Genomic DNA, 26,805 nt, shown 5'->3' with positions numbered 1-26,805 from the left:
AATTTACCGTCTACCGATGAAGCTGACGACTGTATGAAAGCAATTGCATGACCAAAGACTTCAGTTCAAACTTATGAACGAACTAATCTCCGACGAAGTAGCCCCGCCATTCCGATCAATCCCGAGCCGAACAACATCAGGCTCGAAGGCTCTGGAGTCGTCGCTGTTCCGATGAACTCCTGCGGCCCTGAAGAGGTGTCGTTCGAAGGAATGTACAGAGTGAACTGGCTGAAGTAGCCGGAGTTGATCAGCTGCTGGTTTTTTGCCGCATTCAACGCATCACTGGCCAGAGTCTGCGCCGTCGAATCAAACAGCGAATTTCCAATCAGGTCAGCCGAATCGAAGATGCTCCATTCGGCATACTGAACTTCGCTTGTGCTTACTCCAGCTTGCGGGTGCAGAATCTCGGAGTAGAGAATCGCATCAGCGCGATACTCCTGATCCATCACGGAGTTGCCTGTGGGGATGTTCTCCTCTGTGGCACTCCAGCTCTCGCCCGGAACAATCTCGCGGTTGTAGTTGAGGCACATCAGGTTCACTGTCGATGTGCCAGAGGACGTCTCGAGCTGAAACGAGTACGGATAGATATCAGCGCTGCCGCCGAACGGATTACCCGTTCCGTTGTTGAGTGTGAGTGTGTCCGCCTTCACCACGGATGAAGCAACACCAAGACAGGCGATTGAAACAAGTGATACAAATTTCATCTTCAAGAAGCCATCTCCCCGGAGAAATTGTTGTCAGAGCCTTCCCGCACTCTGTTCCCACGAATCCCCACCCAGTTCCGGGCACTTGATTCGAAGGAATATCGATTGGTTGAGCCGGCATCCATTCCCGTTTTGGTCTGCGAACGCCGGCAATTCATTGCGATTTGCTTACCTCACCTTGAGTTATTGCAAGTCGCGAACCAATTACGAAAGGCAGGGAGAATTCTTCGTTTTCTGGGCTTTCTGACGTCCTGGGGTCGGAAATCCACAAAACTTACCCGGTCGATGCCAAAAGATTGGCCCAAAATGAAAATCTTTTCCACTTTGGGTCTGCAATCTTCCGCGAGGGTCTCTTGTTTTTTCGCGATAGAAGATTTGTCGGGCAACGGTCGGCTGCCCCGGTCACAAAACAGAGGGCAATTGAAGTGCCAGAAGTTACAAACCAAGCGCGAGTTTGGTTCATAAGCATTGCGCAACTCGACTCTCTCGCACAACGCAGAGTCCAGTACAAGCGGGAAGCGATCTCGCAAAGAAAAAGCCTCTTCCCACAGGAACAGGCTGGAGTTCTGCTTACCTTCTAAATCTCACACGGCAACGGTAAAGCTGTCTTCGCTACGGGTCACGGCTCGGTACATGGTGTCGCGCTCAAACGGCGTGCGCCCCGCTTCAGTGATCAGCCGAACAAGATCCGCCCGCCTCATCCCTTGCGGCGTCGTGGCTCCCGCGTCATGATAGATCTTCTCCTCAATCACGGTACCGTCGATATCGTCCGCGCCAAACCGCAGCGAGATCTGAGCCATCTTCGGCGAAACCATCTGCCAATAGCTCTTTATATGGGCAAAATTATCCAGCATCAGTCGGCCAACAGCGATCTGACGGAGATCCAGCATCCCCGTAGTCTTGGGGATATGAGCCAAGGCCGTGTTGTCCGGGTGGAACGACAGCGGAATAAATGTCTGAAAGCCCCCTGTCTCGTCCTGCACCGCTCGCAGCTTCAACAGATGGTCCACGCGGTCTTCGTCGTTCTCCACGTGCCCATACAACATGGTCGCATTCGATCGCAACCCGATCTGGTGCGCCATTCGAGCCGTGTCGAGCCATTCGCCACCGTCGATCTTGTGGTCGCAGATGATGTGACGTACCCGATCCGCGAAAATTTCCGCGCCACCGCCGGGCATCGAATCCACGCCCGCGGCCTTCATCCGCTCCAGCGTCTCGGGAATGGTCATCTTGCCGCGCTTAGCCAGAAACGCCACCTCGACCATGGTGAACGCCTTGATATGCACCTTCGGAAACCGAACCTTCAGCCCCCGGACCAGATCCATGAAGTACTCAAATGGAAGATCCGGATGCAGTCCCCCGACGATGTGAAACTCCGTCACCGCCTCCGTGAGCCCCGTAGCAGCAGTCTCCCAGGCCTCCTCCAGCGCCATCGTATACGTGCCCGCCTCACCCTTCTTGCGCCCAAAGGCGCACAGACGGCACGAGGCCATACAAACATTCGTCGGATTGATATGCCGGTTCACATTGAAGTAAGCAATGTCCCCATGCATCCGCTCCCGCACGAAGTTCGCGAGCCAGCCCACCGCGAGAATATCGCCACTTCGATACAGCGCCACCCCATCGTCAAAGCTGAGACGCTCTCCTTGCTGCACCTTTGCCGCTATCGGCAAAAGTGCAGCATCATCTGTCTGAAAGGAGTGTCGCGTCTGCAAGGCGGATAAGGAAGAACTCATTCTTCGATTCTATTCCTCATCAGCCGCCGCAGCACATCTCAGTGGCTCGCCATTTCTTTCGAATCAACCATGCGCGGCTGGATCACGACACCGTCAAACCAGGTCGTTCCAACTAGATGGTCGCCAATCGAACGAACCATCCTGAGATTCCAACCGGTATTCCAGTACTGAATCTTCCGGTCAGGCAGGTGAACCGCGAATGCGATCGTATTCTTGCTTCCCGCGGCAATCAAGACACGCTGCGAGGCAACATCATAAAAGATGCTGTTCACATCGCGAAGAAACAGGTCCTTGACCGTTTGCCACGTAGCTCCCTTGTCGTCGGAGACAAAGATCCCCTGCCGCCCTCCAACCCACAGCCCACCTGCATCGTCTACAGTCATGGCTGAAATCTGATCGAGCGTCTCCGGAAGCTTGATGGCCGTCCACTGCTGACCACCGTCTAAAGAAACCACCGCAGAGTTCAAACTCGATGCCAGAACAGTCGAGTTTCTAGCAGCCACAAAATTCCAGCTCTTCGGCTCAAAGCCCGGAACTTCCTTCCAGCTTTGACCCGATGTAACACTCTCGAAGAGACCCGTGGAGGTCGCGGCATAGAGCGTGTCTCCTCCTCGAGCAAATGCGTTAACCGCCGCTTCGAAGGCATGAGCCGGTTGCGCAGTAGTCTTATGCGTCGAGGCCTCTTGTGCTTTGTGCGCAGCTGTCGTAGCAGTGGTCCGCCCCGCCGTTTTCTTTCCAGCTTTGGCCGGTGGCGCAGGTGGCGGATTGAAGATTACGTTGTCCACGCGACTCCACACAGCTCCTTGGAGCCGATAGATTCCGTGACGCGTGCCAGCCAGCAAATTGTTGTCCGGCCCCTGAACCAGACTGAACACGTCGTGTCCATTGAGTCCAGAACTCATCTGAGACCAATTCAAGCCGCCGTTCATGCTGGCAAACACTCCGCCCAGCGCCTTATCGTTCACCACACCCACGTAGATCGTCGCGGGGTTAGAAGCATCTGCAAGATAAGAGGTGATCTGCCGCGCCGAAAATCCGGCGTTCGACTGAACAAATGAATTTCCTCCGTCATTGCTGGCCAATACGCCGCCCCGGTCAGTTGCGAGCATCACCCGGTTCGAGTTGGTCGGGTCGACGTACACATCATTGATAATCACTTCCGGACCTGTGGTTCGCTGCCATGTGGTTCCAGAATCTACCGTTCGCCACAGACCTTCAGTGGTTCCCGCAAACACGATGTTCCGATTCGTCGGGTCCTGCATCAACACCCTGGTTCTACGCGCGGTTGAAGGAATTCCCTGGATCTTCTGGAAGACCTGCCCAGCGGTCTGGCTCTTGTAAATTCCTGAGCACGCACTGGCGTAAACGGTCTTCGGATCTTTCGGGTCCACGATGATCGAAAACACATCCGAGTCATCGATCACGCCCTGTTTGATATTGGCCCAGTGCTGCCCACCATCGACTGTCTTCCAGGGTAGATGCCACGTCCCTGCGTAAATAATCTGCGGATCGACCGGATCAATAGCGATCGATTCGACCTCGTGCAACTCCTGGCTTCCTGCGGGACTAATCAGCTTCCAGCGCTCTCCGCCGTCGTTGGATTGGTAAACGCCCTTCAGTGTACCGGCAACCAGAAGCTTCGGATCGGAAGGAGAAGGGGTTAGCGCGCGAATGGACTGACCCTGCATATCGCTCACGCTCTCCCACTTCACCCCACCGTCCTTACTAAGAAAAATGCCGCCATCGGGGCTTCCAAGCACCCAGGCGCCCACCACAATGCGCTTCGAATCAGCGCCGCTGACCACAATCGAGTCCAGCACAAGATCATCCCGCTTACCAATCCACCCAAGCCTCTTCCATTCAGCGCCGCCATTCCGCGACTCATACATCCAGCCCGTTGCCGTGCCCAGATACAAGTGAGAGCGATCATGAGGATCGACCGCGAAAGCCCGCGCGTCCCCTCCGTCCGGACCGTACGGCAGCCAGCTTGCCGCATGTAACTGAAGACAAAAGAGAACAACCACAAGAGTAACGAGCCTGACGGATAAACGAAGAGATCTGTTCAAGGGAGGGTTCCTATTCTGTACGGATTATCGAACTTACACACGAGGTTGTCCATAACACAAAGGGCTGACTGGGAAGGTTCCCAGTCAGCCCTTGTGCAGGACTACGGCTAATCGTTACTACTTCTTCTTGTGGTGTGTGGCTGGCGCCGTCCTTGGCTTGGCGGTTACTGCACTTTCATCCACGGGGGTGAGGCCAGTGTTACTCAGGGTTGCGCCGGCTGGGATCAACGTCGTCGTCACAGTCTTGCCGTTGTCAGTACCGGTGTAGACCGAGATACGGCTGGCATCAATGCCCTTCTCCGTAACCAGGTATGCCTTGGCGTTGACGGCACGCTCAGCAGCGAGCTGATCGCCCTTCTTCTCTGCGCTGTCCTTATCGCCAACCACAGCCAGCTTCGCATCAGAGGTGCGCTGCAGGTTGAGAGCGATATCGTCCAGGCAGGCCTTGGCTTCGTTATCAACGCGAGCCGGCCGCTTCTTATCGCGATCGAAGTTGATCGAGCAGAGTTGGCTGGTTGTCGGTGCTGGCGGCGGCGGCGGTGCATTCACCGTAACCGTCGTCGTGCACGAAGCACTCTGGCCCTTGTCATCAACCACATTTGCAGTCACCGTTATCGTTCCTGGCGCTGCGCCTGTCGTGGTCAACGTGGCGGTCGAGGTGTTTCCAGTGACCGAGCCGGCCGTCGCGCTGTAGCTATAAGTCAGAGGACGATTCTGCGGGCTCACACCAGTTGCGGTGATGGTCGAAGAATCTCCAGGAGCAACCGTGGAGGGGTTCGCCGAGCAGCTTACCGTCGGAGGATCAAACTGCTTCACGGTGTAGCTGGCCGAGCAGTCTGCCATCTCGCCAGGCTTCGCACCTTCCGTGACGTGGCCCTTTACCGTGTAGGTGCCGGGATTCGCCGACTTCGTGTCGATGTTGGCTGTCGTCGATGTTCCCGAGATCGTGCCACCATCAGCTGTCCAGGAGTAGGTCGCCGTCTTCTTCGGGTTCAGGTTCAACGGTGTTCCTGTGACCGTAATCGGATCCCCGGGGTAGACCGTGGCAGGAGAGACTGCGCAGGAGTAGGTCACCGGCGGAGGCGGAATGATATGACCGAAGTGAGCCACAATGCCTGTGCTCAACTCAGCTCCGCCCAGGTTCGTTCGTCCACCGATCGCTCCACCAGTCGGAGGGAATACTGGTGGGCCGTAATCCGCATGAACGTAGCGATAGTCTGCCTGGAACAACCGCAGAGAAAACTTATTGTCGAAGAATGGCAGATCATAGTCCATACCGCCGCCGACCGTCAGGGTTGGTCCCCACTGATAGGGGTTGTGATACCCACCCGTTTCAGAGTTGGGTCCGCCCAACCGAGCGCCGCCCGCATGGGCGTGCGCAAACAGCGTGAAGTTCTGCAGCGGTGCACGGAAGATTGGTCCCGCGGACGCCGCGTACAAGCCATCATTATTCCCGTCAGGATGGGCCGCGAACATGATCTCGCCGCCAACCCACTTGTTAAAGTAGTACGCGCCGCTGCCGATCGCACCTATATCGATTGACGAATAGTTGATGTCTTGCGGCTTTACCGAGCCGTGAGCGCCGAAGTACGAATAGCCAAGAAATACATCGACGCGTGAAGGGTTCGGCCCCACCGGGGCGGCTGTGCTGGAAGTCTGCGCGCTGAGACTGGCAGCTCCGAGGCCGACTGCACATGCAGCCAGTACAAACCGGCGTGTACTACGAAACGGGCGATAAACCATACGAGTTCCTCCACTCAAGTCTTACGTTCTACGAGCCTTCACGTCATCTACAGGGATCGTTTTGTTGGTTCGATTCCTTACAGCTTACTTCAGTTGCTAATGCATCCGGGAAAAAAAATACTCTTTGGTGACACTATTTTCAATAGGTTACCAGCGAGAAAAGCAAAACGCCCTTAAGGCGGGCAAGAGGAACCCATCCAGTAAACCGCACTTTTCTTGGTGCGTTAACTCAAATTCAGGGTTTTTCGCATACTGCCGCGCTCTTGCTGGATCTTTTCCTGCAAAAGAGTGATCGCGTAGAGCAACTGCTCCGGGCGAGGCGGGCACCCCGGAACGTACACATCGACCGGAATGACCTGGTTGACCCCCTGAAGCAGGGCATAGTTGTTGAAAACCCCGCCCGAGGTCGCACAGGCACCCATCGAAATCACCCACTTCGGCTCCGGCATCTGCTCATACAGCCGGCGGATCACAGGCGCCATCTTCTGCGAAACCCGCCCGGCAATAATCATCAGATCGCTCTGCCGAGGCGACGGCCGAAAGACCTCCGCCCCAAACCTCGCAATGTCGTACCGCGACCCCCCCATCGACATCATCTCGATCGCGCAGCATGCCAAACCAAAGGTCATCGGCCAGATAGAGTTCTTTCGCACCCAGTTGATCGCAGCGTCCATCGAAGCCAACACGATGCCCTCTGGCTGCTGTTCCCCCCAGCTCACCTCGGTCACCTTCTCATGGTTTTTGGCGGAGCTGTCGAGGGTCCCAAAGATATAACGATCGTTCCTCTGCGGAGTCCCTGTCGGACGGCCGTTGCTCGTGTTTTCGCTGCTAGGTGTGCTCATACCGTTAATATAAAACTCCTCACAGCAGTCCGCGCAGCTTATTTCATCTAGCGCGCGTTATCCTCTATCGCCCGCAACATGGCTTCGAGCAACTGCTTCTCCTCGCCTCTATCCAGTTTTGCGCCATTTCGCGTCAGGTAAAAGACGTCGATCGCCGTCTCACCCTCCGTATCCACCAGAGCCACCTCAATATTGCAGCCCTGCGCCGCCAGCGTCAGGCTCAAAGCACGCAGCAACCCCGTCGTGTCCTGCGCCACCACCTCCAGCAGCGTACTGTGCGACGAAGCCTCGTCGTCGAACTCCACCCGCGTCTCCACCACCACGAGTGGCGCCTTCCGCCTACCTCTCCGTCTTCCGCTCAGCAGCTTCTCCACCGACACCGCCCCGGTCATCACATCATGCACGCTCTTCACAAACGCCTCATGTTCTGAAGCGTTCATCTCCAGCGTCCGAAAGCTGTCCGTGAACCGGAACGTGTCCACCACAACGCCCTGCCGGTTCGAGAATGCATCCGCGGTAACGATGTTCATCCCCCACGCCGCCAGCACCCCCGCCATGGTTGCAAACAGCTGCGGCCTGTCCCGCGTCACCAGCGTCAACTCGCTCACCGCAGGCGCATAACGAAAATCCAGCTGCACCGGATCGCTCGCAAATCCCATCGCCATCTTGAAGTGCGTTCGCACCTGCTCAGGAGTTCTGGTCAACACATAGCGTTCAGGAAAACCCTCCAGATACTCCAGAACCGCGGCCTTCTGCCCTGGCAGCAGCGCCACCACCCGATGCACCAGCTCGCGCTCCTCCTGGGCTCCCAACCGCTCATCATCCACGCTCCGGTCCAGATAATTCGCCGTCGCGATATAGAGCCGCCAGAGATTTTCCGCCTTCCACGGAGTCAGCGCATCCGGATGAACCGCATTGATATCCGCATACGTAAACAACGTCAGCATCCGCAGAGCCTCAGGCGTCTGCATCTTCCCCGCGAACGCGCTCACCGTCTCCTCGTCAAAGATATCTCTCCGCAGCGCAGCAGACATCTCCAGGTGATTCGCGATCAGATTCACCACCAGCCCGCTCTCATAGGTATCCAACTCCAGCCGCTCCAGAACACTCTCGGCCATCCGCGCGCTCTCCCGCGTATGATCGCCCGTGCTCCGTCCCTTGCCGGTGTCATGCAGCAACGCCGCCAGATACAGCAGCTCCGGATGCGGCAGCTCCCTCAGCACGCCGCCAAAACGCGTCGCCCACTCCGCCATCCCACCCGACTGCGCACTCTCCAGTCCATGCAGCGTATCGATCAGCACAAACGTATGTTCATCGACCGTGTAGCGGTGATAAGCATCCCGAATCACCAGCGCATCGATGCCATGAAACTCTGGAATCAGCAGCTCGAGCACGCCCAGCGCATGCATCGACCGCAGCGCATCCCCAGCATAGCCACCCTTCAAAACTCCCTGCAGATGATGCCAGAGCGCAGGCCCTTCCTCCAGATGTGCCGACAGCAACGGCAGCCCCTGTGAGAGACGCTCTTCCGCATCTCTTCCCAACGTCACTCCCGTTCGCGCCATCGCCGCAAATACCTGCAACACTACATCCGGATCCTCAGCCGGATCATGGCCAAACTCGGCCGCAGTCTCCAGCACGACCCGCCCGCGCTCCAAACGAAACCCGTGCTGCACAACCTCCACCTTCCGGTCGCGCTTCGATCCAAGCAGTCTGGAGGATGAAGACGCCGGCAGTTCCTCCAGCATCTGCCTCACCCGCCGCTCCACGCTTCGCGCATGTCGAAAGTAAAGTCGCATCCAATACGCCGCATCCGCCTTCTTCGGTTTGCGCCCCGTCATTCCAACCATCGTCTGCGCTGCGGCATCCTGAGCCTGCCAGTCCAGCGTATTGTCATCGCGTTCATGCCGATAGTGCAGGAAACACCGCACCAGCCAAAGAAAATCCACCGCCTTGCGAAACTCACCCACATCCACCAAAGGCGTTCCGTCGGCCCCTAAAGCGCCCTTCTTCTGCGCCGATGCCGCGACCTCACGCAGCTTCGTCATCCATCCAAAAACATGCACATCCCGCAGCCCACCCGGACAATCCTTGATATTCGGCTCCAGGTGAAACAGCGTATCTCCGTACTTCGCATAGCGCGACCGCGTCAGCTCCAATAGTCGAACCATCATTGCCTTGTGCTCCCGCTGCAGCAGCTTAGGCACACACTGTTCCGACAACCCGTCGTACAGCGCCGCGTCCCCCGTCACCCAGCGATGATCCATCAAGGACAGCGCAAACTCAGCATTCTCCGGATCGAACTTCTCGCACTCCGACAATCTCCGCGTCGCCGGCGAGACACGAATCCCACAATCCCACATCTCCTGGTTCACTCTCCGGAGTGCGTCTTTGACGTCCTTCTCCGGCAGCTTTTCGTTCAGCAAAAAAAGCAGATCAACATCCGAATAAGGGAACGACTCCCGCCGTCCGTATCCACCGATCGCGACCAGCGCGATCCCTGTCGCAAGTCTCGAATCCCGCTCCACCGCCTGCGCCCACAGACCACGCACCAACTCATCGAGAGCCGCGGCCCGAGCCGCAATCGTCACTGCCCCCGACGCGCCTCCCGCCTCGAACGCACCACGAATCCCCAGCATCTTCCGCTGGTACGCCGCGCGCCCTCCGCTGCTCCCTGTGGATTCTGTCTCCTGCATGGCCATTTTTGCTCGAAAGAACCTTAAGCATACAGCCAGATCACTTCAGGACTTCGCCCTGGGCCTCCCCATGGGTGGTGGAAAGATCTTTCATCGCGACCAACGGGAGCGTCGACCGAAGGGGTACACAAGTCACGATGTGACCGCAAGGCGCGTAGCGGGCCCGTCCGGCAGGACCTATCTTTACCCTAAAGCGCAATCTCGCCACGCTCATCGTTACGAATCCGAATCGCCTCATCGATCTTCGAGATAAAGATCTTTCCATCCCCGATCGCCCCAGTCCGCGCCGCACCCGTAATCGCCAGAATTGCCTTATCCAGCATCTCGTCCGCGACCACAACTTCGAGCTTCACCTTCGGCAGCAGATCAACCGAGTACTCCCGTCCACGGTAGAACTCCGTATGCCCCTTCTGCCGGCCGTGTCCCCGAGCCTCGGTGATCGTCATCCCTTCAACGCCAATCTCCACCAACGCATCCTTCACCGCGTCCAGCTTCGACGGCTGAATCACCGCTTCGATCTTCTGCATATCTCTCTTCCTCTCAACCCGTCGTTCTACTGGCCAATTTTAGTGCGCCCAATCGTATCCTTCTTCGCCGTGCTGCGAAAGATCCAATCCCTCGCGCTCATCTTCCTCGCTCACTCTAAGCCCGATCAGTTTATCGACGATAAACAGAATCACCAGCGTCCCCACAATCGACAGAACCCACGCAATCACCACACCAACCAACTGATTCAGCAACTGGTGACCATTCCCCTCAAGCAACCCCGTCGGCTTTCCCGCCCCAAAGATCGGATTGACCACGCTGCTCGCGAACACCCCAGTCAAGAGTGCTCCCATCGTCCCGCCTGCACCATGCACACCAAACGCGTCCAGCGAATCGTCATACCCAAACGCCGCCTTCACCTTCACCACCATGAAATAGCAAAACACCCCAGCGATCAGCCCAATCCATAGCGCCGACATCGGCGTAACAAATCCCGAAGCCGGAGTAATCGCCACCAGCCCCGCCACTGCGCCCGAAATCGCACCCAGCGCCGAGGGCTTACCCTGTCGCATCCACTCCGCCACGCTCCAGCCAATCGCTGCTGCAGCCGCGCCAAAATGCGTCGCCACAAACGCCGAAGTCGCCAGTGTCCCCGAGCTCAGCGCCGAACCCGCATTAAACCCAAACCAACCCACCCACAACAAACACGCCCCAATAAAACTCAACACCACCGAGTGCGGCGGCATCGGCACCTTTGGATACCCCAGCCTCTTGCCCAGATAAAGCGCAGTCACCAGCGCCGAAACCCCTGACGTCACATGCACCACTGTCCCGCCCGCAAAGTCGAGACAAGGAAACCGTCCGCCCAGCGAAGCATTCAACAACCCACCCTTACCCCACACCATATGCGCCATCGGGCTATACACAATTACCGCCCACAGCACCATGAACACCAGCATCGCCGAAAACTTCATCCGCTCCGCAAACGCGCCTGTAATCAGCGCCGGCGTAATAATCGCAAACATCAACTGATACACCATGAACGTCTGCAGCGGAATCGTCGCCGCGTATTTCACATCCGGCGCCAGTCCCACCCCACGCAGAAACACATTGTGCAATCCGCCGATGAACGCATTCCCCTCGCCAAACGCCAGCGAATACGTCACCAGCGCCCACAGCACCGTAATCACCGCCATCATGGCGAAGGTCTGCATCATCGTGCCTAGAATATTTTTCTTCCTGACCAACCCGCCGTAAAACAACGCCAGCCCAGGCCCGCTCATCATCAACACCAGCGCCGCCGAAACCAGCATCCACGCGTTGTCGCCCGAGGTCTGCGCCGCCGCAATCAGCGCCGCATTGTCCGCATTCTGCTTCTCGAGCGCCGCAATCCTGTCGGTCTGGCTCAACGTCGCAGTCGACGCCGCAGCAGGAGCCGTTTGCGCCATCACCCGCACTCCACCCAACACCGATCCGCCCACTATCAGCGCAAACAGAAACGCCAGAAACACCTTCGCTACTGGAAGACGCATGGTTCAATCACCCGTTTCAAAGTTAGTCATTTCAAAATAAACGAAAGTAGCAGGAGAGAAGAGATACGCCGTCAATTCGCCAAGCTGGCAGCCTACGACTCAATCTTCACACATCAAAAGAAGCGAGGCACCTCTGCACCGCTCCGGTTCGCTTTACTCTACACAAGGCAGCGCGCAACACAAAGCAAGAAATTCATCCGCAGCAGTCACTTCTTTCGAAAGGCACTCACCATGTCGACCGCAACCCTACACAGCTGGAGCAAAATAGAACCCGAACAACTCAATCCACTCCTCACCCGTCAGTTCGTCACCGGCAACCTCGCCATGTTCGCCCGCATCATTCTCAAAAAAGGCTGCGTCGTCCCGCGCCACTCTCATCCGAACGAACAGATCACCTTTATCACCGAAGGCGCACTCCGCTTCGACTACGACGACGGCACCTCACACACCGTCAAAGCAGGCGAGATCCTCGTCATTCCCGGCGACCTCCACCACTCCGCCACCGCCCTCGAAGACACCATCGACTTCGACATCTTTGCCCCGCCCCGCCGGGACTGGATCGACAAAGACGACAGCTACCTCCGCAGATAAAGCTCTGCGAAAGACTCCACCGGTTACAACAAATAAATCGTCATCTCGACCGAAGCGACTCACAGTCTCATCGTGAGTCGCGAAGTCGAGAGCCCCCGTATTTCCTCTTCGTCGGATTCGCCGCGCCCAACTCGTCCAGACTCCATCTTCGACATCTTCACCACCAATCCCGTACCCTTGATCAGCTTTCAACGCGCATCGGAGACTTCATGAAGGACCTGGTCCAAAAGCAACTCGCTCAATCCATTGCAACCCTGCAAGCTGTCCTCGCCGACGAAACCATCTCCCACACTCTCGTCTCCATCGCCAAACTCACCGCCGAAGCCATGCAATCCGGCCACAAGCTACTTGTCGCTGGCAATGGTGGCTCCGCAGCCGACGCCCAGCACCTCGTCGCCGAGTTCGTCGTCCGCCTCACCGTCAACCGCGCCGCCCTCCGCGCCATCGCCCTCACCACCGACACCTCCATTCTCACTGCCGCCGGCAATGACTACGGCTTCGACCATCTCTTCTCCCGCCAGATCGAAGCCATCGGTCAGCGCGGCGACGTCTTCCTCGCCATCTCCACCTCCGGCAACTCGAAGAACATCGTCAAAGCCCTCCACCAGGCCAAAATGATCGGCATCGCCACCATCGGCTTCTCCGGCAACGACGGCGGCCTCATGACCCCACTCTGCGACTACAACATCGTCATCCCCTCAGCCGTCACCCAAAACATCCAGGAGTCGCACCTGGCGCTCGAGCACATCTTCTGCATGCTCGTCGAACGCTTCACCTTCGGCCACGACCTCGACAAGAAGCCCCAAATCCTCAGCGAATAAGCTCTACTCCAGATCCCGCTTCAGCCGCGTCAGCAACTCCACCGAGGGCCGCGCATACTGGCTGATCCAGCGGTCATAGATCTCCTGCACGGGAACCACATTCAGATAATTCCACCGGTTACGCCCACTCCTCTTCACGATCACCAGATCCGCACCCTCCAGCACCCCCAAGTGCTGCATCACCGTGCAACGGTCCACCCGCTTGAAGCACCCACAAAGCTCCCCCGTCGTCTTCGGCCCATCCTTCAGCAGATCCAGAATCTCCCGCCTCCGGTCATCGGCCAGCGCTTTGAACACCACGCCCTGAGAGTCTTTTCTTGACATGTTACAAAAGCATAACATATAAATATCGCCAATCCACCACGAGGTGAACCAACCCATGCAACTCAAATTTCAAGTCCAGACCAAGATCCAGAAGCCCCTCGCCGAGGTCTTCGACGCCGTCTACAACCCCACCAAACTCAGCGCCTACTTCACCACCGGCGGTGCCAGCGCACCACTCGACGAAGGCACCACCGTCATATGGCGCTTCGCCGACTATCCCGGCGACTGTCCCGTCACTGTAAAGAAAGTCACTCCCAACCAGCAGATCATCTTCGAATGGCCCGCGTACGAGCCGCCCACCGAAAACAAGCTCCCTCCCCCAGCCGACTACAAGACCACCGTCGAGATGACCTTCGAATCCCTGGGCCCTGCCAACACTCTCGTTCGCATCTCCGAATCCGGTTGGCGCGAAACCCAGCAGGGTCTCGACGGCTCTTACGGCAACTGCCACGGATGGACCCAGATGAGCTGCGCCCTGAAAGGCTTTCTCGAGTACGGCATCAACCTCCGCAAAGGCGCCTACTAAACTTCAGCATTTAGCTTGCTCAGCGATCTTCCGACTCGAACCCTCCGAACTATTGCGGACCGCGCTCCATGGCCTTTACTGCTTCGTCCGTCGTCGGAACCGCATGTGCAATAAACGCATAATTGATGAGTGCCGCCGTGTACCCATAGCCCCACTCCGGGTGCTTCGGCCCTGCCGTAGCGTCTTTCACCACGGCAACCTCGAAGCCTTGTTCGACCAACTCTCGAAGGTGAGATTCTACGCACATATTAGCCAGCATTCCGCCCAGAATGATCTTGCTGATCCTGCGTTTGCGCAGCTGTAGAACAAGGTCATTACTCTCCGGACCCCACACGCGATGTGGCGATGCTACGATGGTTTTGCCATCCTCGATGTAAGGCTTGAATCGCTCCAGCCAGTCTGCACCCGATCCTTTGAAGCCCTCGAGAGTCAAGACCCCTTTGCGACCAAACTCGTTATGAATAACCTCATCGGTTTCGAGTGGACCGTTGAACTTCCATCCTCTATCGGTCGGATAAAAATAGTGTGGAGAGATGAAGACCTCGTATCCATAGGCCTTCGCGGCCTTGAAGATACGTTCCATATTCTCAATCGTGTTGTTCTCTTTGAGACTTTCATGGAGCAGCGGCCAACTAAGTCCCGTTTCACTCAACACGTCATTCTGTGGGTCGATAAAAACTACCGCGGTGTCGTTCTTGTCGAAGTTCATGGTTCGCCTCTTTGCATGAAAGATGTCCGTCGGACGGCCCGCCACGAATCGAATCGTGTCATGGCGTCCACCGGTGGGAATCTGTGCATGGGCCCATAGGAGGAATCTATGATCTCGTTGACTCGATACCAACCTGGTCAACTTACTTTTTCTGGCAATCTTGCCACAGTACGCCTTCTTGCCTCAGATAACGGTTAAAAACTATCGCCGTCTATCGCCCAATCGACGAGACAACCTTCGTCTCGCCTTCCCTCAATAACTCCTGCACGTCCTTCTCGAAGTCGTCCTGCCGCACCGCTCCAACATAAGTCTTCGCCACTCGACCCATCCGGTCTATCAAAATTGTCGTAGGCACACCCGCCATTCCATAGGCCATCTGCGATCCCGGCTCCGGCAACGCCACTGGATACGGCACGCGAAACTCCTCCACAAACTTCTTCACCTTCGCCGTCCCACCTTCATCCACCGCCACGCCCACCACTGCCAACCCCTGCGGCCCCAGTTCCTTCGACAACCGAATCAACCCCGGCGTCTCCTCCCAGCAAGGCCCGCACCAGCTCGCCCAATAGTTCACCAGCACCACCTGCCCCCGATGCTCCGCCATCCTCCACGTACCGCCATCGAGCTGTCTCATCACCAGCTCCGGCATCACCCTCCTCTCAGCCGCAGGCGCGATCTCGCCCGACCGCCCCGTCGCGAAGTACCACGCCCAGCTCACCCCCGCGAACGCAACCACTCCCATCACATACCGGATCCACCTCGACCGCATCCTGACTCCCCCAGCCAGCCTACCTCTTTCCTCTCCACGCCGAGCTATGTACAGTGTGAGTGCAGCACAACAGCAAGAAGGGACAGACATCATCCGCACCCATCCCCGCAGCGCTTTCTTCAAAACGATAGCTCTACTGACCCTGTTCTTTACGGCCATCCCTGCCGTCCCCTACTCCGTCCAGACCCACCAGGAGCTCATCGATCTCGCCTGGAAGCAGACCATCCGCCCTCTCCTGCTCAAAAAATTTCCCAACCTGACCGAAGCCCAACTTCAAGAGGCCCACGCCTACGCCTACGGTGGCAGCGCCATTCAGGACTTCGGCTACTACCCATTCGGCAACGCCTTCTTCTCTAACCTCACCCACTACGTCCGCTCCGGCGACTTCGTCCTCTCCCTTCTCCACAACGCCCAGACGCCAGACGAACTAGCCTTCGCCATCGGCTCCCTCTCCCACTACATCGGCGACAACTTCGGCCACAAGTACGCCGTCAACCAGTCCGTCCCCGTCGAGTTCCCCAAGCTCGAAAAGAAATACGGCCCCTCGGTCAACTACGCCGAAAACCCACACGCCCACGTCCAAACCGAATTCGCCTTCGACATCAACCAGCTCAGCAAGCTCCGTTTCGCGCCCTCCGACTACACCAAATTCGTCGGCCTCGAAGTCCCCGCCCCACTGCTCCGCAAAGCCTTCTTCGAAACCTACGGCCTCCGCCTCCCCGACATCATCGGCAGCAAAGAAACCTCCATCCGCATCTATCGATACGCCGTCCGCCGCTTCCTCCCCAACATCGCCCGCGCCGAAACCATCCTTCACAAAAAGGACTTCCCAACCGATCTCCCCAGCCCCGATCTGGACACACTCGCAGCCGATCTCCGCCAGGCCTCCGCCGACAACAACTGGGAGGCATACCGCAAAAAGCCTGGCGTCCGCAGCCACCTTTACGCCGGCTTCATCTACATCCTGCCCAAAGTCGGCACTCTCAAGCTCCTCGCCATCAAAGGCCCCACCCAGCAAACCGAAGACCTCTACATTAAGAGCGTGAACCATTCCATCCAGGCCATGCGCCTGGTCCTCACCAACTACGACACCATCGACCACTACATCGCCAACCGCGATCTCGACACCGGCGACGTCGTCAAGCCGGGCGCATACCGCCTCACCGACGAGACCTACGCCAAACTCCTCGCCACCATCACCAAAAACCCCGCCAACGTCGTCCCCTTCCAACTCAAGCACGACCTCGTCGCCTACTACGCCGACCCTCAATCCCCAATCGAGACAAAGAAAAATCCGGAAAAATGGGCGCAGGTCCAGATCAACCTCCAGACCCTCGCCACCATGAAGACCATCGGAGAGCTCGACCCCGTCCCCGACGAAGTCCTCACCGACTAGCTTTCCTCCCCCGCGATCGAAAAAGAAAACAACTGCAACATCCACAGATACAAACACTCATCCACGGCAACTGCATCCAACTAGCTAGACCAAATAGGAGAAGCGATGAAAATCGTTCAAAGCAAGCCAGCCCTTACTACCCTCGCAGCCGCTGCTCTAACCTTCGCCTCCCTCGTCTTTACAGGCTGCAACGATACCGGCAAAGCTGCCGCCACCCCCGCCAACTTCACCATCGGCATCAACAACCACTACCTTGACCACCCCGAGTGCCTGTTCACCGACACGCGCTTCCCTTTCGAAACCGGTGACGCCGAAAAAACAAAGCAAATGGACACACTCGTCAAAAGTCTTCTTCTCGAGAAGTCTGTTGAGACCAGCATCCACGTCAGCCGCTATACCGTAGCTACTGCCGGAACTCGCTACGCACCACGCTTCTGCTACGGCCACCGTGAAGTCACCGGCATCAACAGCTTCACTCCCGTCGAAGTCACCAACGGCTTCAAAGAAACAAAAGTCACCTACAGCTACACGATGAAGGAAGTCCCCGTCTGGGCCGAGAGCCACGACGTTCAGGCCGCCTTCCCAGCGATGGCCCGTGCCACCACCAGCCAGGCCACCGACACCATCACCCTCGCCCAAAGCCCCGTAGGCTGGCAGGTCCCCGACTAGGGGACAACCTGTTCATCCAGGTCGCACTCACCCTTGCGACGAAAAAAATTGTGCCAAAACAGGTGCCAACACCGTTGGATTCGCCCCATGCATCTGCCCCTCGAGTACGTGAAGCCGCGCCCGCGGCATTACCTTGCTCAATCTCCGCGCCGTCTCCGCCATATACGGATAACTCGCCCCGCCATACATCACCAGTGCAGGAGCTTCGAGCAGCACGCTCCACCGGCACGCGACCCGTCTCGCCCAAAACATCCGCATCATAAGCTAGCGTAGGTGCGGCTGCCTTGAACTCGTCCCATAGAGGCAGCCCACGCATCATCTCCACCTGCGGCGCCGGTATCTGCAGGTGTCCCAGAAAGAGCAGCACCGCATCTTCTCTGCGCCCGTCGGCCAACAGAATCTCAAGCTCACTCACATACTTTTTCCGTCTCTGTTGCCCCGCCTCATCGTCATTGAAAGGAGCCTCATACATCGCCAGCGCCTTCACCTTTCGACCTAGTGCCAGCGCCGCCTCCAGCCCAAGCGCCGCACCCGAAGAGTGACCATACATAAACGCCGTTCCACCCGCTGCCACAATCAGAGCCTCAATATCCTCCACCTCCCGCACCACAGCATACGGTCCGGTGTCTCCGCTCTCCCCGCGTCCTCTGCGGTCATAGTTGTAGACCGTAAACCTGTGCCCCAACAACCTCATCAGCTCCGGCTTCGTAAAAGTCGAGCGTGTACCCAGAGCGCCATCAACCAACACCACTGCCGCCCCCGCCCCCTCGCGGTCATACACAATCTCCGTCCCGTCCTTCGACACAACCATCGACATAGCTAACCCACCCCGCCTTGTTCGGTTTCGCACCACCAGCAGCAAGAAGAGCCAGTGTATGACGCTGCCTGCGGTCTCGCCACCCGCCGCTCTTTCCCGAAACCCACAATCGAACGTCATCGGCTCTTGCTCATGACATCTCCTCGCAACTCTCCCGTTACAATTCCTCACCAGAGGAACCAATGTCGAAATCACGCCGGGAATTCCTGACTCAAAGCACCCTCACTCTGCTCGCCTCCGCCTCCGCACTCGCCCAAACTCCCGTCACACCCCCAACTCCCGGCGCACCACCCGCATTCGGCACCTCTCCCTCTGTCGGCCCCGAGGTCTCTCCCGCCACCGTCGCCGAAGCTGAAAAGCTAGTCCAGTTCCCTCTCACCGAAAAAGATCGCGCCCAGGCCGCCGGCAATTGGCGCGCCGCCATGGCTCCCCTCTACGAACGCCGCACCGGCCCCCGCAAAGTCGCCATCCCCAACACCACCGCACCGTACTCTCTCATCAACTCCATCCTCCCCGGCCAGCCCACGCTTCCGCCAAAAAACGAATTCATCCGCACCAAATCCGAAGCCCCACTCCCCACCACTGACGAAGCCATCGCCTTCGCTCCCGTCCACCAACTTTCCCGCTGGATCGAGACCCGCAAGCTAACCAGCACCCGCCTCACCGAGATCTACCTCGCACGCATCGAGCGCCTCAATCCCAAGATCAACTGCATCATCACCCTCACTCGCGATCACGCCCTCGCCCAAGCCAAAGCCGCCGACGCCGAAATCGCCGCCGGCCACTACCGCGGTCCGCTCCACGGCATCCCCTGGGGCGCAAAAGATCTCCTCGACACCGCCAGCATCGCCACCACCTACGGCGCCGAGCCCTTCCAGCACCGCATCCCCACCGCCGACGCCACCGTCGCCGAACGCCTCAACGCCGCGGGCGCAGTCCTCATCGCAAAACTCTCTCTCGGCGCACTCGCCCTCAACGACGTCTGGTTCGGCGGCCAGACCATGAACCCCTGGCTCCTCGAAGAAGGCTCCAGCGGCAGCAGCGCAGGCCCTGGCGCCGCCACCGCCGCAGGCCTCGTAGCCTTCGCCATCGGCTCCGAAACCGGAGGCAGCATCGTCAGCCCGTCCATGCGTTGCGGAGTCACCGGCCTTCGCCCCACTTACGGTCGCGTCCCGCGCACCGGAGCCATGACCCTCTGCTGGTCTCTCGACAAACTCGGCCCCATGGCTCGCAGCGTCGAAGACACCATGCTCGTCCTCAACACCATCACCGGCCCTGACGGCCACGACGTAGCCTGCGTCCCCAGCAAACTCGACTTCGACGCACAGTCCTCAATAAAAAATCTAAAAGTAGGCTACTTCCCCCAGTGGATGAAAGAAGCCCCCGCCACCGACGTCGACCGCGCCGCCCTAGCCGCCATCTCCACCCTCGGCATGACGCCAGTCGAAGTCACTCTCCCCGACTGGCCCTACGACAACCTCGACCTCATCCTCTTCGCCGAAGCCGCCGCCGCCTTTGAAGAGATCACCCTCAACCACCAGCTCGACCAGCTCAAAGCGCAAGTCCCCGACGCCTGGCCCAACACCTTCCGCCAGTCCCGCTTCCTCTCCGCAGTCGACTACGTCCAGGCCGACCGCCTCCGCCGCATGGTCGCCCTCGAGATGGCCCGCATCATGTCCGAAGTCGATCTCCTCCTCGTCCCCTCGCTCCGCGACGAGATTCTCACCATCACCAACTTCACCGGCCACCCTTCTCTCACCCTCCGCGCCGGCTTCGTCGAAGTCTCCGAGGCCCGCAGCGATTGGGCTCCCGACCCCGCCAAGCCGCTCCCGAAATTCAACCCCGCCCGCCGCGTCCCCCACGGCGTCACCCTCATCGGCCGCCTCTTCGACGAAGGCACCATCGCCAGCGCAGGCCTCGCATTCGAGCGCCACTTCAACGTAGCCCAGGAAAATCCACCCGGCTTCTAGTGTCGATAGAAAACTTTTCGCCGACCATCGGGAGGCCCAGTGGCGAAACCGGTATACAAGTCACGAAGTGACCGCCGCCCGCGCAGGGCGCACCCAAGCAATTTGCGATACCCTGTCTGATATCTCAATCACTCAACCTCTGAGGCCCCGCGACTTGATCCGTCTCCGCACCGTAGCCTGCTTGCTTCCTCTCGCCGCCCTCACTCTCGCCCAGTCCCCCGCCCCACAGGTCTTCGGCTACCGCGACTTCTCGCAGCAAGCCAAATTGGACAAAGCCTTCATGGCCGTCCCGGACGCCGCCCTCGCCGGCCAGCATCTCAAGACCCTCACCGCCGCGCCCCACTGGGCTAGCTCGCCCGAGGACTACGCCACCGCCGTCTACGTCGCCGACAAGTTCAAAGCCGCCGGCCTCGAAACCGAGATCGTTCCGTACAAAGTCCTCCTCACCAAGCCCATCAAAATCGAGATCGAAGCCTTTGACGCCGACGGCAAAAAGCTCATGTCCGGCCCCACGCCAGAGCACGTCGACCCTAACAAATTCGGTGGCGACCCCTTCCAGGACGATCCCCGCATCCTCCCCGCCTTCAACGGCTCCTCCCCCTCCGGCGACGTCACCGCCGAAGTCGTCTACGCCAACTACGGCACCCTGGCCGACTTCCAACAGCTCGCCAAACTAGGCATCAGCGTCAAAGGAAAGATCGTCATCGTCCGCTACGGCGAAAACTTCCGCGGCATCAAGACCTACATCGCCCAGCAGTACGGAGCCGTCGGCGTCATCATCTACTCCGACCCCGCCGATGACGGCTACTTCCGCGGCGACATGTACCCCAAAGGCCCCTACCGCCCCGAAACCGGCGTCCAGCGTGGCTCCGTCCAGTTCCTCCCCATCTATCCCGGCGACCCCACCACTCCCGGCACCGCCTCCACCCCCGACCTACCCGACTCCAAACGCATCCCCGCCGATAAACTGCAAAACAATCAGCCCAGTATCCCCACCAATCCGCTCTCCTACCACGACGCCGCCCCCATCCTCAAAGCCCTCGGTGGCGAAGAGTCTCCCCGCGACTGGCAAGGCGCCCTTCCCTTCACCTACCACCTCGGCGCAGGCGGCAATCACCCCGACGCCAACAAAGTCACCGTCCACATGCACCTGGATCAGGACATCGCCCTCCGCACCATCTGGGACGTCACGGGCACCATCAACGGAACCGACGCCTCTCAGAAAGACAACTGGGTAGTAGCCGGCAACCACCGCGACGCCTGGGTCTACGGCGCCGTCGATCCCAACTCCGGCACCGCAGCCATGCTCGAAACCGTCCACGGACTAGGCCAACTCCTCAAGCAGGGCTGGAAACCAAAGCGCACCATCGTCATCGGCAGTTGGGATGCCGAAGAAGAAGGCCTCATCGGCTCAACCGAATGGGCGGAGCAACACGAAAAAATCCTCGCCCACGCCGTCGCCTACTTCAACACCGACGTAGGTGTGGCCGGCCCCAACTTCGACGCCGCCTCCGTCCCCTCCCTCAAACAATTCGTCCGCGAGGTCACCAAAGAAGTCCCCAGCCCCAAGGGCGGCACCGTCTACGACCAGTGGAAGGCCGACCAGAACGCCCCTTCCCCCACCCGCAAGCGCAACCGCTCCTCCGAATCCACCGACTCCGACGTCCGCATCGGCACCCTCGGCTCCGGCTCCGACTACACCCCCTTCATCCAGCACCTCGGCGTCCCCTCCACCGACATCGGCTCGGAAGGCCCCTACGGCGTCTATCACTCCGTCTTCGACAACTACAACTGGTTCACCAAATTCGCCGACCCCAGCTTCGTCTACGAACAGCAACAAGCCCGCGTCTTCGGCCTTGAGATCCTCCATATGGCCGACGCCGACGTCCTCCCCTACGACTACCAGCTCTACGGCAAAGAGATCGTAGGCTACCTGGAGGCGGCGCAAAAACTAGCCACCACCAAAGCCCTCACCCTTGACTTCACCGCCGCCGTCGCTGCCTCCAACCGCTTCGCCGCCGCCGGCACAGCCATCCGGGCCGTCCAGTCCGCGCCACCCTCCAACCCCACCTCCCTGAACGAGGCCCTTCGCAACGCTGAAGAAGCCCTCCTAAACCCCGAAGGCCTTCCCAAACGCCCCTGGTACAAACACACCATCTACGCCCCCGGCGAGTTCACCGGTTACGCCGCGGTCGTCATCCCCGGCGTCAACGAGGGTATCGACGCCCCCGACGCCCCCCGCGCCCAGGCCCAGCTAGCCGCCCTCACCGCAGCCCTAAACCGCTCGGCCGCCATCCTCGAAGCCGCCAAATAACCAGACTCCGACCAACGGGAGGACCACCCTAAGGGATACAAAAGTCACGAAGTGACCGCCCTCCGCGCAGGAGGCCCGTCCGGCAGGACAGCCTGAAGAGAGAACATCCCCCAAAGGATGTATCTTTCAGTGCCGAAGTGGGATATTCCCAGTTAGTTACCTGCCGCATGATTACTCTCAAGACGGTCAAAGCCGCCAAAAGGAGACTCCCCAATGGTCCATGATCTGGTTTTAGCTTTGGTATTTCTCGCAATGATTATTGCTCCTGCACTTCTTGCCATGCGATCCGACAAAGAGGGGAACGATATTCTCTAGCCTCACCCCTGTGCTGCCGCCCCACGGGGTCCGTTGTTGCCAGCCCACACCAACCCGAATCCTCCACCGCATTGCGGGCCTGGCCTTCAACTTCAGCGCTGACCAATTCGAGCCGTCCTTCGAACCCAGCTCCGAACCACCCCTTGCCGCCCCACAGCTCAGTCTCGTTCGCCCCCGCCGCAATAAACTCTCAGCCAACGCTAAGAGCCAACCCAACAAGAAACCCTCCCCGCAAAAATAAAGGCCGACTCTCAAACCAGAGATGCGGCCTTCATCCTTTAGCGTAGAAACCCTACCCGCGCAACGCCATCTGCTCCGTCACAATCTGGGTCAGATCCTGCTTATGCAGTCCATGCTCCTTCGCATTGAACTCATCCACCTTGCTCGACCAGTTCATGCTGCAGAACTTCGGCCCGCACATACTGCAGAACGCCGCTTCCTTGTAGTAATCATCCGGCAGCGTCTCATCGTGCATCCCACGCGCCGTCTCCGGATCCAGCGACAACGCAAACTGCTTATCCCAATCGAACGTGTACCGCGCATGCGAGATCGCATCATCCCGATCCCGCGCCCCCGGCCGGTGCCTCGCCACATCCGCCGCATGAGCAGCAATCTTGTAAGCGATAATCCCGTCCTTCACATCCTTTTCATTCGGCAGCCCCAGGTGCTCCTTCGGCGTCACATAGCAAAGCATCGCCGCACCATGCCAACCAATCATCGCCGCGCCAATCGCCGACGTAATGTGGTCATAGCCCGGAGCAATATCGGTCACCAGCGGCCCCAGCACATAGAACGGAGCCCCATCGCAAAGCTCGACTTCCTTATCCACCTGCAGCTTGATCTGGTCCATCGGAATATGTCCCGGCCCCTCGATCATCACCTGCACATCGCTCTTCCACGCCTGCCGCGTCAACTCACCCAGCGTCTTCAACTCCGCAAACTGAGCCTCATCGCTGGCATCCGCCAGACAACCCGGCCGCAGCCCATCCCCCAGCGAATAGCTAACGTCATACTTCGCCATCACCTTCGTGATCCGGTCAAAGTTCTCATACAAAAAGTTCTGTTTATGGTGCGAGGTCATCCACTGCGCAAGAATCGCCCCGCCCCGGCTCACAATCCCCGTAATCCGCTTGGCCACCAGCGGCACATATTCAATCAGCACACCCGCATGAATCGTAAAGTAGTCAACTCCCTGCTGTGCCTGCTCCTCAATCACCTCAAGATAAAGATCAATATTCAGATCCTCCACCCTCTTCACCCGGCTCAGCGCCTCATACAACGGCACCGTCCCGATCGGCACCGGCGAATGCCGCAAAATCTGCTCCCGAATCATCGGAATATCGCCGCCCGTCGAGAGATCCATTACGGTATCCGCGCCAAAGTGCACCGCAGTATGCAGCTTCCGGAGCTCTTCATCCACATTCGACACCAGCGCCGAGTTCCCGATATTCGCATTGATCTTGCACAGCGACTCCACCCCGATCGCCATCGGCTCCAGCTCAACGTGATTGATGTTCGCAGGGATAATCATCGTCCCCTTCGCCACCTCGCTCCTCACCAGCTCTGCCGAAATCTTCTCCCGCTGGGCGACGTAAGCCATCTCCTCGGTAATCATGCCATTCCGCGCAAAGTGCATCTGGCTCATATTCGTGTCGCCAGTCCGCGCCGCCTCGGCCTTGCGCTTCACAATCCACTCCGCACGCCCGGTCGGCACCTTGTAGTCGTTACCGTGCGAATGCGCCCCATTGCCGTTGCCATTTGAAGCTGCGCCGTTCCCGTTTTCGCTCATGTCTCTCCCCTGCCGTCTTACAGTGTTATCGAGTAAGTATACGATGCACGCGCAGTCGATTTGATGTGCACCTTTCAGCCATCCGGACTCCAGCCATCCACCAGACCGCAGGAAATCTGCCATTGCACCTCCTCTTACTTCAATCAACGCAACACTCCACACCGACACAGTGCATCGCTCCCACGACACATCCGCCGAGCAGCCAACCATCCTCACAACACCGCATCCAATCCATCAGCAAGCAGAACGACCGTGAGCCCCCCGGCTGGAACGTTCGCCGCTCTCACCCACATCCAAGGTACCCATCACACCACGGCGTAATCTACGCCGGCGGGACAACGCGCAAATTTTTCAAGGAGAACCTCCCCATGAAGTTTTTTTCCGAAAATATCGAAGACCTCCGCACCCTCTACATCGCCAATCTCAGGAAGGCGCTCGACATGGAGCAGAAGATCACCAAGGCTCTGCCCACCATGATTGAAAAAGCGACCGACCCCCAACTCGCCTCCGCCTTCAGCAACCACCTCACCGAAACCCAGGGCCATCTCGCCAAGGTCGAAAGCCTTCTCCGCAACGTCAACAACGGCGAAGCCGACACCTCCACCTGCAAAGCCATCTCCGCCCTCGTCACCGAAGCCGAAGACAACATCAAGGACGCCGCTGACACCACCATCCGCGACATCACCCTCATCGCCAGCGCCCAGCAGGTCGAGCATCACGAGATCGCCGTCTACGGCACCCTCCGCACCTGGGCCGAGCTCCTAGGTGAAGACGAAGCCGCCGAGATCCTCGACAGCATCCTCGACGAAGAGAAGAACGCCGACGAACTCCTCACCGCCATCGCCGACGGCGTCAACACTGCCGCCGCAAACACAACGAACGCTGTCCCCACTCACGTTTAGGCTGCGAGCGTTCACGCGCAATGATCTTTCTACTCGGCTGAGATCTCTTTGGGATCTCAGCCTCATTTTTTGCCACCACACTCCACGGCCACAAACCCGCAAGTGAATCACTACGGCTTCTCTCCCACAGGCAAGAAAGCCGATTCATCCACCTCAGGTAACGAAGCCAGCAGGTTCCCCAGATCCCTCTTCAAAAACGAGATCCGCGCACGCACATCCTGCAACATCGCCGCCCGGTCCTCCAGATCGTCGATGCTCAGCTTCAACATCTCCGACGGCTGGCTCGTCACCCTGTCAATCTTGTCCACGTTCGACAACGACCCGATCCGCTGCACCACGACCCACGTCTTCAACAACTGCGCCTTGCGCGTCAGATGTTCCGGGCTGGTCGGCGAAGGCTCATTCAGAAACGCCCACACCGTGGCAGGATACTGACTCGTCGGCAACGTAGGCCGGTCGAAGAACTCCGCAAGCATGTTCGAGTTGAAATCGAACCGCGAGCTCCCTCCCTTTTGCGCATGAATCCCCATCAGCGCAAAGCCCACCGAGGCCGAACCACCAGCAATATCGAGCGCAGACGAAACCGTATCCAGATTCGTCGAAAGCTGCAACACGGAGCTCGTCGCGCTTAGCCCTCCGCCCAGCAGAATGCCAAACAGATTCGCACGATTCACCGTCTTGTCACGACGGTCCGAAAGGTAACCGTGCACCTCATCCGCAGTAGCAATCTCATTATCGATCTGCGCAATCGTCGCATCCACCTGCAGCGACGCAGCCATAATCCGCTCCGAGATGTGCTGATGCAGCCAGAGAATCTCCCAACGATCCACATGGCCACCGACAGAACCGCGATTCGTCGCAAGTTCCCTCAGTCGCGAAACCTCCGACGAAACCCCCACCAGACCTTCCACGCTCTCCATGTCCGGTTGCTTCGTCTGCACCTCTTTCGGAGCGACCTGCGCAGCCACCGTCACCGAGAAAGCAACCACACCCGCAGCACACGAACAACGAATCCAACCCGCCCAACGGCACGCACGCCATCCGACCAGCCCCAGCACGCGTTCGTCTGCTCTGTTCATCGCAGCGAT

At 58.6% G+C, this 26,805-nt stretch carries 22 protein-coding genes; 8 read left to right on the top strand and 14 right to left on the bottom strand.

The annotated features are described in order from the left end of the window. Nucleotides 1-71: 71 nt before the first annotated feature. From RBB77_RS10785 to RBB77_RS10750, 8 genes are all read right to left on the bottom strand, one after another. Nucleotides 72-704, bottom strand: a complete 633-nt coding sequence (locus tag RBB77_RS10785; RefSeq protein ID WP_353067257.1) for a PEP-CTERM sorting domain-containing protein — start codon at nucleotides 702-704, stop codon at nucleotides 72-74. Nucleotides 705-1,288: 584 nt separating this feature from the next. Continuing rightward, the gene (mqnE, locus tag RBB77_RS10780; protein ID WP_353067256.1) at nucleotides 1,289-2,440 is read right to left on the bottom strand and encodes an aminofutalosine synthase MqnE; all 1,152 of its coding nucleotides are present in this window, start codon (nucleotides 2,438-2,440) and stop codon (nucleotides 1,289-1,291) included. A 38-nt stretch (nucleotides 2,441-2,478) separates the two neighbouring features. After that, nucleotides 2,479-4,506, bottom strand: coding sequence for a WD40/YVTN/BNR-like repeat-containing protein (locus RBB77_RS10775; RefSeq protein WP_353067254.1), 2,028 nt, complete (start codon nucleotides 4,504-4,506; stop codon nucleotides 2,479-2,481). A 117-nt stretch (nucleotides 4,507-4,623) separates the two neighbouring features. Further along, entirely contained in the window at nucleotides 4,624-6,249 is a 1,626-nt protein-coding gene (locus tag RBB77_RS10770; RefSeq protein ID WP_353067252.1) for an OmpA family protein, read from the bottom strand. A gap of 224 nt (nucleotides 6,250-6,473) precedes the next feature. Continuing rightward, entirely contained in the window at nucleotides 6,474-7,091 is a 618-nt protein-coding gene (locus tag RBB77_RS10765) for an NADH-quinone oxidoreductase subunit B (RefSeq protein WP_353067250.1), read from the bottom strand. 47 nt (nucleotides 7,092-7,138) lie between these two features. Next, nucleotides 7,139-9,787: a [protein-PII] uridylyltransferase gene (gene glnD / locus RBB77_RS10760; protein WP_353067248.1), complete on the bottom strand. Its 2,649-nt coding sequence runs from the start codon at nucleotides 9,785-9,787 to the stop codon at nucleotides 7,139-7,141. 188 nt (nucleotides 9,788-9,975) lie between these two features. Next, nucleotides 9,976-10,314 (bottom strand): P-II family nitrogen regulator, encoded by a 339-nt coding sequence (locus RBB77_RS10755; RefSeq protein WP_353067246.1) that lies wholly within the window; start codon nucleotides 10,312-10,314, stop codon nucleotides 9,976-9,978. Nucleotides 10,315-10,353: 39 nt separating this feature from the next. Beyond that, on the bottom strand, nucleotides 10,354-11,805 hold the full coding sequence (locus RBB77_RS10750; protein WP_353067245.1) for an ammonium transporter: 1,452 nt from the start codon (nucleotides 11,803-11,805) through the stop codon (nucleotides 10,354-10,356). A 231-nt stretch (nucleotides 11,806-12,036) separates the two neighbouring features. On the opposite strand from RBB77_RS10750, the gene RBB77_RS10745 reads away from it, so the two are divergent. Then, the gene (locus RBB77_RS10745; RefSeq protein ID WP_353067243.1) at nucleotides 12,037-12,396 is read left to right on the top strand and encodes a cupin domain-containing protein; all 360 of its coding nucleotides are present in this window, start codon (nucleotides 12,037-12,039) and stop codon (nucleotides 12,394-12,396) included. A 209-nt stretch (nucleotides 12,397-12,605) separates the two neighbouring features. Further along, the gene (locus RBB77_RS10740) at nucleotides 12,606-13,217 is read left to right on the top strand and encodes a D-sedoheptulose 7-phosphate isomerase (protein WP_353067241.1); all 612 of its coding nucleotides are present in this window, start codon (nucleotides 12,606-12,608) and stop codon (nucleotides 13,215-13,217) included. Between the two features lie 3 nt (nucleotides 13,218-13,220). Here RBB77_RS10740 and RBB77_RS10735 read toward each other — a convergent pair whose 3' ends face one another. Continuing rightward, the gene (locus RBB77_RS10735; RefSeq protein WP_353067240.1) at nucleotides 13,221-13,541 is read right to left on the bottom strand and encodes an ArsR/SmtB family transcription factor; all 321 of its coding nucleotides are present in this window, start codon (nucleotides 13,539-13,541) and stop codon (nucleotides 13,221-13,223) included. A gap of 55 nt (nucleotides 13,542-13,596) precedes the next feature. Here RBB77_RS10735 and RBB77_RS10730 point away from each other — a divergent pair, with 55 nt between their 5' ends. Then, the gene (locus tag RBB77_RS10730) at nucleotides 13,597-14,067 is read left to right on the top strand and encodes an SRPBCC family protein (RefSeq protein ID WP_353067238.1); all 471 of its coding nucleotides are present in this window, start codon (nucleotides 13,597-13,599) and stop codon (nucleotides 14,065-14,067) included. Between the two features lie 49 nt (nucleotides 14,068-14,116). Here RBB77_RS10730 and RBB77_RS10725 read toward each other — a convergent pair whose 3' ends face one another. Together RBB77_RS10725 and RBB77_RS10720 are read right to left on the bottom strand one after the other, a co-directional pair. Then, nucleotides 14,117-14,776 carry a cysteine hydrolase gene (locus RBB77_RS10725; protein ID WP_353067236.1) on the bottom strand — a complete coding sequence of 220 codons (660 nt, stop codon included), beginning with the start codon at nucleotides 14,774-14,776 and terminating at the stop codon, nucleotides 14,117-14,119. A 211-nt stretch (nucleotides 14,777-14,987) separates the two neighbouring features. Beyond that, entirely contained in the window at nucleotides 14,988-15,545 is a 558-nt protein-coding gene (locus tag RBB77_RS10720) for a TlpA family protein disulfide reductase (protein ID WP_353067235.1), read from the bottom strand. Nucleotides 15,546-15,600: 55 nt separating this feature from the next. On the opposite strand from RBB77_RS10720, the gene RBB77_RS10715 reads away from it, so the two are divergent. Beyond that, the gene (locus RBB77_RS10715) at nucleotides 15,601-16,941 is read left to right on the top strand and encodes a zinc dependent phospholipase C family protein (RefSeq protein ID WP_353067233.1); all 1,341 of its coding nucleotides are present in this window, start codon (nucleotides 15,601-15,603) and stop codon (nucleotides 16,939-16,941) included. Nucleotides 16,942-17,046: 105 nt separating this feature from the next. Then, the gene (locus tag RBB77_RS10710) at nucleotides 17,047-17,610 is read left to right on the top strand and encodes a hypothetical protein (protein ID WP_353067231.1); all 564 of its coding nucleotides are present in this window, start codon (nucleotides 17,047-17,049) and stop codon (nucleotides 17,608-17,610) included. Here RBB77_RS10710 and RBB77_RS10705 read toward each other — a convergent pair. Continuing rightward, on the bottom strand, nucleotides 17,567-18,547 hold the full coding sequence (locus RBB77_RS10705) for an alpha/beta fold hydrolase (RefSeq protein WP_353067229.1): 981 nt from the start codon (nucleotides 18,545-18,547) through the stop codon (nucleotides 17,567-17,569). The two genes, RBB77_RS10710 and RBB77_RS10705, sit on opposite strands and share 44 nt — an antisense overlap. A 62-nt stretch (nucleotides 18,548-18,609) precedes the next feature. On the opposite strand from RBB77_RS10705, the gene RBB77_RS10700 reads away from it, so the two are divergent. Then, entirely contained in the window at nucleotides 18,610-20,397 is a 1,788-nt protein-coding gene (locus tag RBB77_RS10700; protein ID WP_353067227.1) for an amidase, read from the top strand. A 154-nt stretch (nucleotides 20,398-20,551) separates the two neighbouring features. After that, entirely contained in the window at nucleotides 20,552-22,711 is a 2,160-nt protein-coding gene (locus RBB77_RS10695) for a M28 family metallopeptidase (RefSeq protein ID WP_353067225.1), read from the top strand. A 607-nt stretch (nucleotides 22,712-23,318) separates the two neighbouring features. Here the strand turns inward: RBB77_RS10695 and thiC are convergent. Further along, nucleotides 23,319-24,815 (bottom strand): phosphomethylpyrimidine synthase ThiC, encoded by a 1,497-nt coding sequence (gene thiC, locus RBB77_RS10690; RefSeq protein WP_353067223.1) that lies wholly within the window; start codon nucleotides 24,813-24,815, stop codon nucleotides 23,319-23,321. A gap of 368 nt (nucleotides 24,816-25,183) precedes the next feature. Here thiC and RBB77_RS10685 point away from each other — a divergent pair, with 368 nt between their 5' ends. Continuing rightward, the gene (locus tag RBB77_RS10685) at nucleotides 25,184-25,717 is read left to right on the top strand and encodes a ferritin-like domain-containing protein (protein ID WP_353067221.1); all 534 of its coding nucleotides are present in this window, start codon (nucleotides 25,184-25,186) and stop codon (nucleotides 25,715-25,717) included. A 110-nt stretch (nucleotides 25,718-25,827) separates the two neighbouring features. Here the strand turns inward: RBB77_RS10685 and RBB77_RS10680 are convergent, their stop codons facing one another. Next, entirely contained in the window at nucleotides 25,828-26,796 is a 969-nt protein-coding gene (locus RBB77_RS10680; protein ID WP_353067219.1) for a hypothetical protein, read from the bottom strand. Nucleotides 26,797-26,805 lie beyond the last annotated feature (9 nt).

It is taken from the genome of Tunturibacter psychrotolerans (genome assembly GCF_040359615.1).
In the GTDB taxonomy this organism is placed as follows: domain Bacteria; phylum Acidobacteriota; class Terriglobia; order Terriglobales; family Acidobacteriaceae; genus Edaphobacter; species Edaphobacter psychrotolerans.
This window is presented reverse-complemented; position numbering and strand designations above follow the sequence as displayed.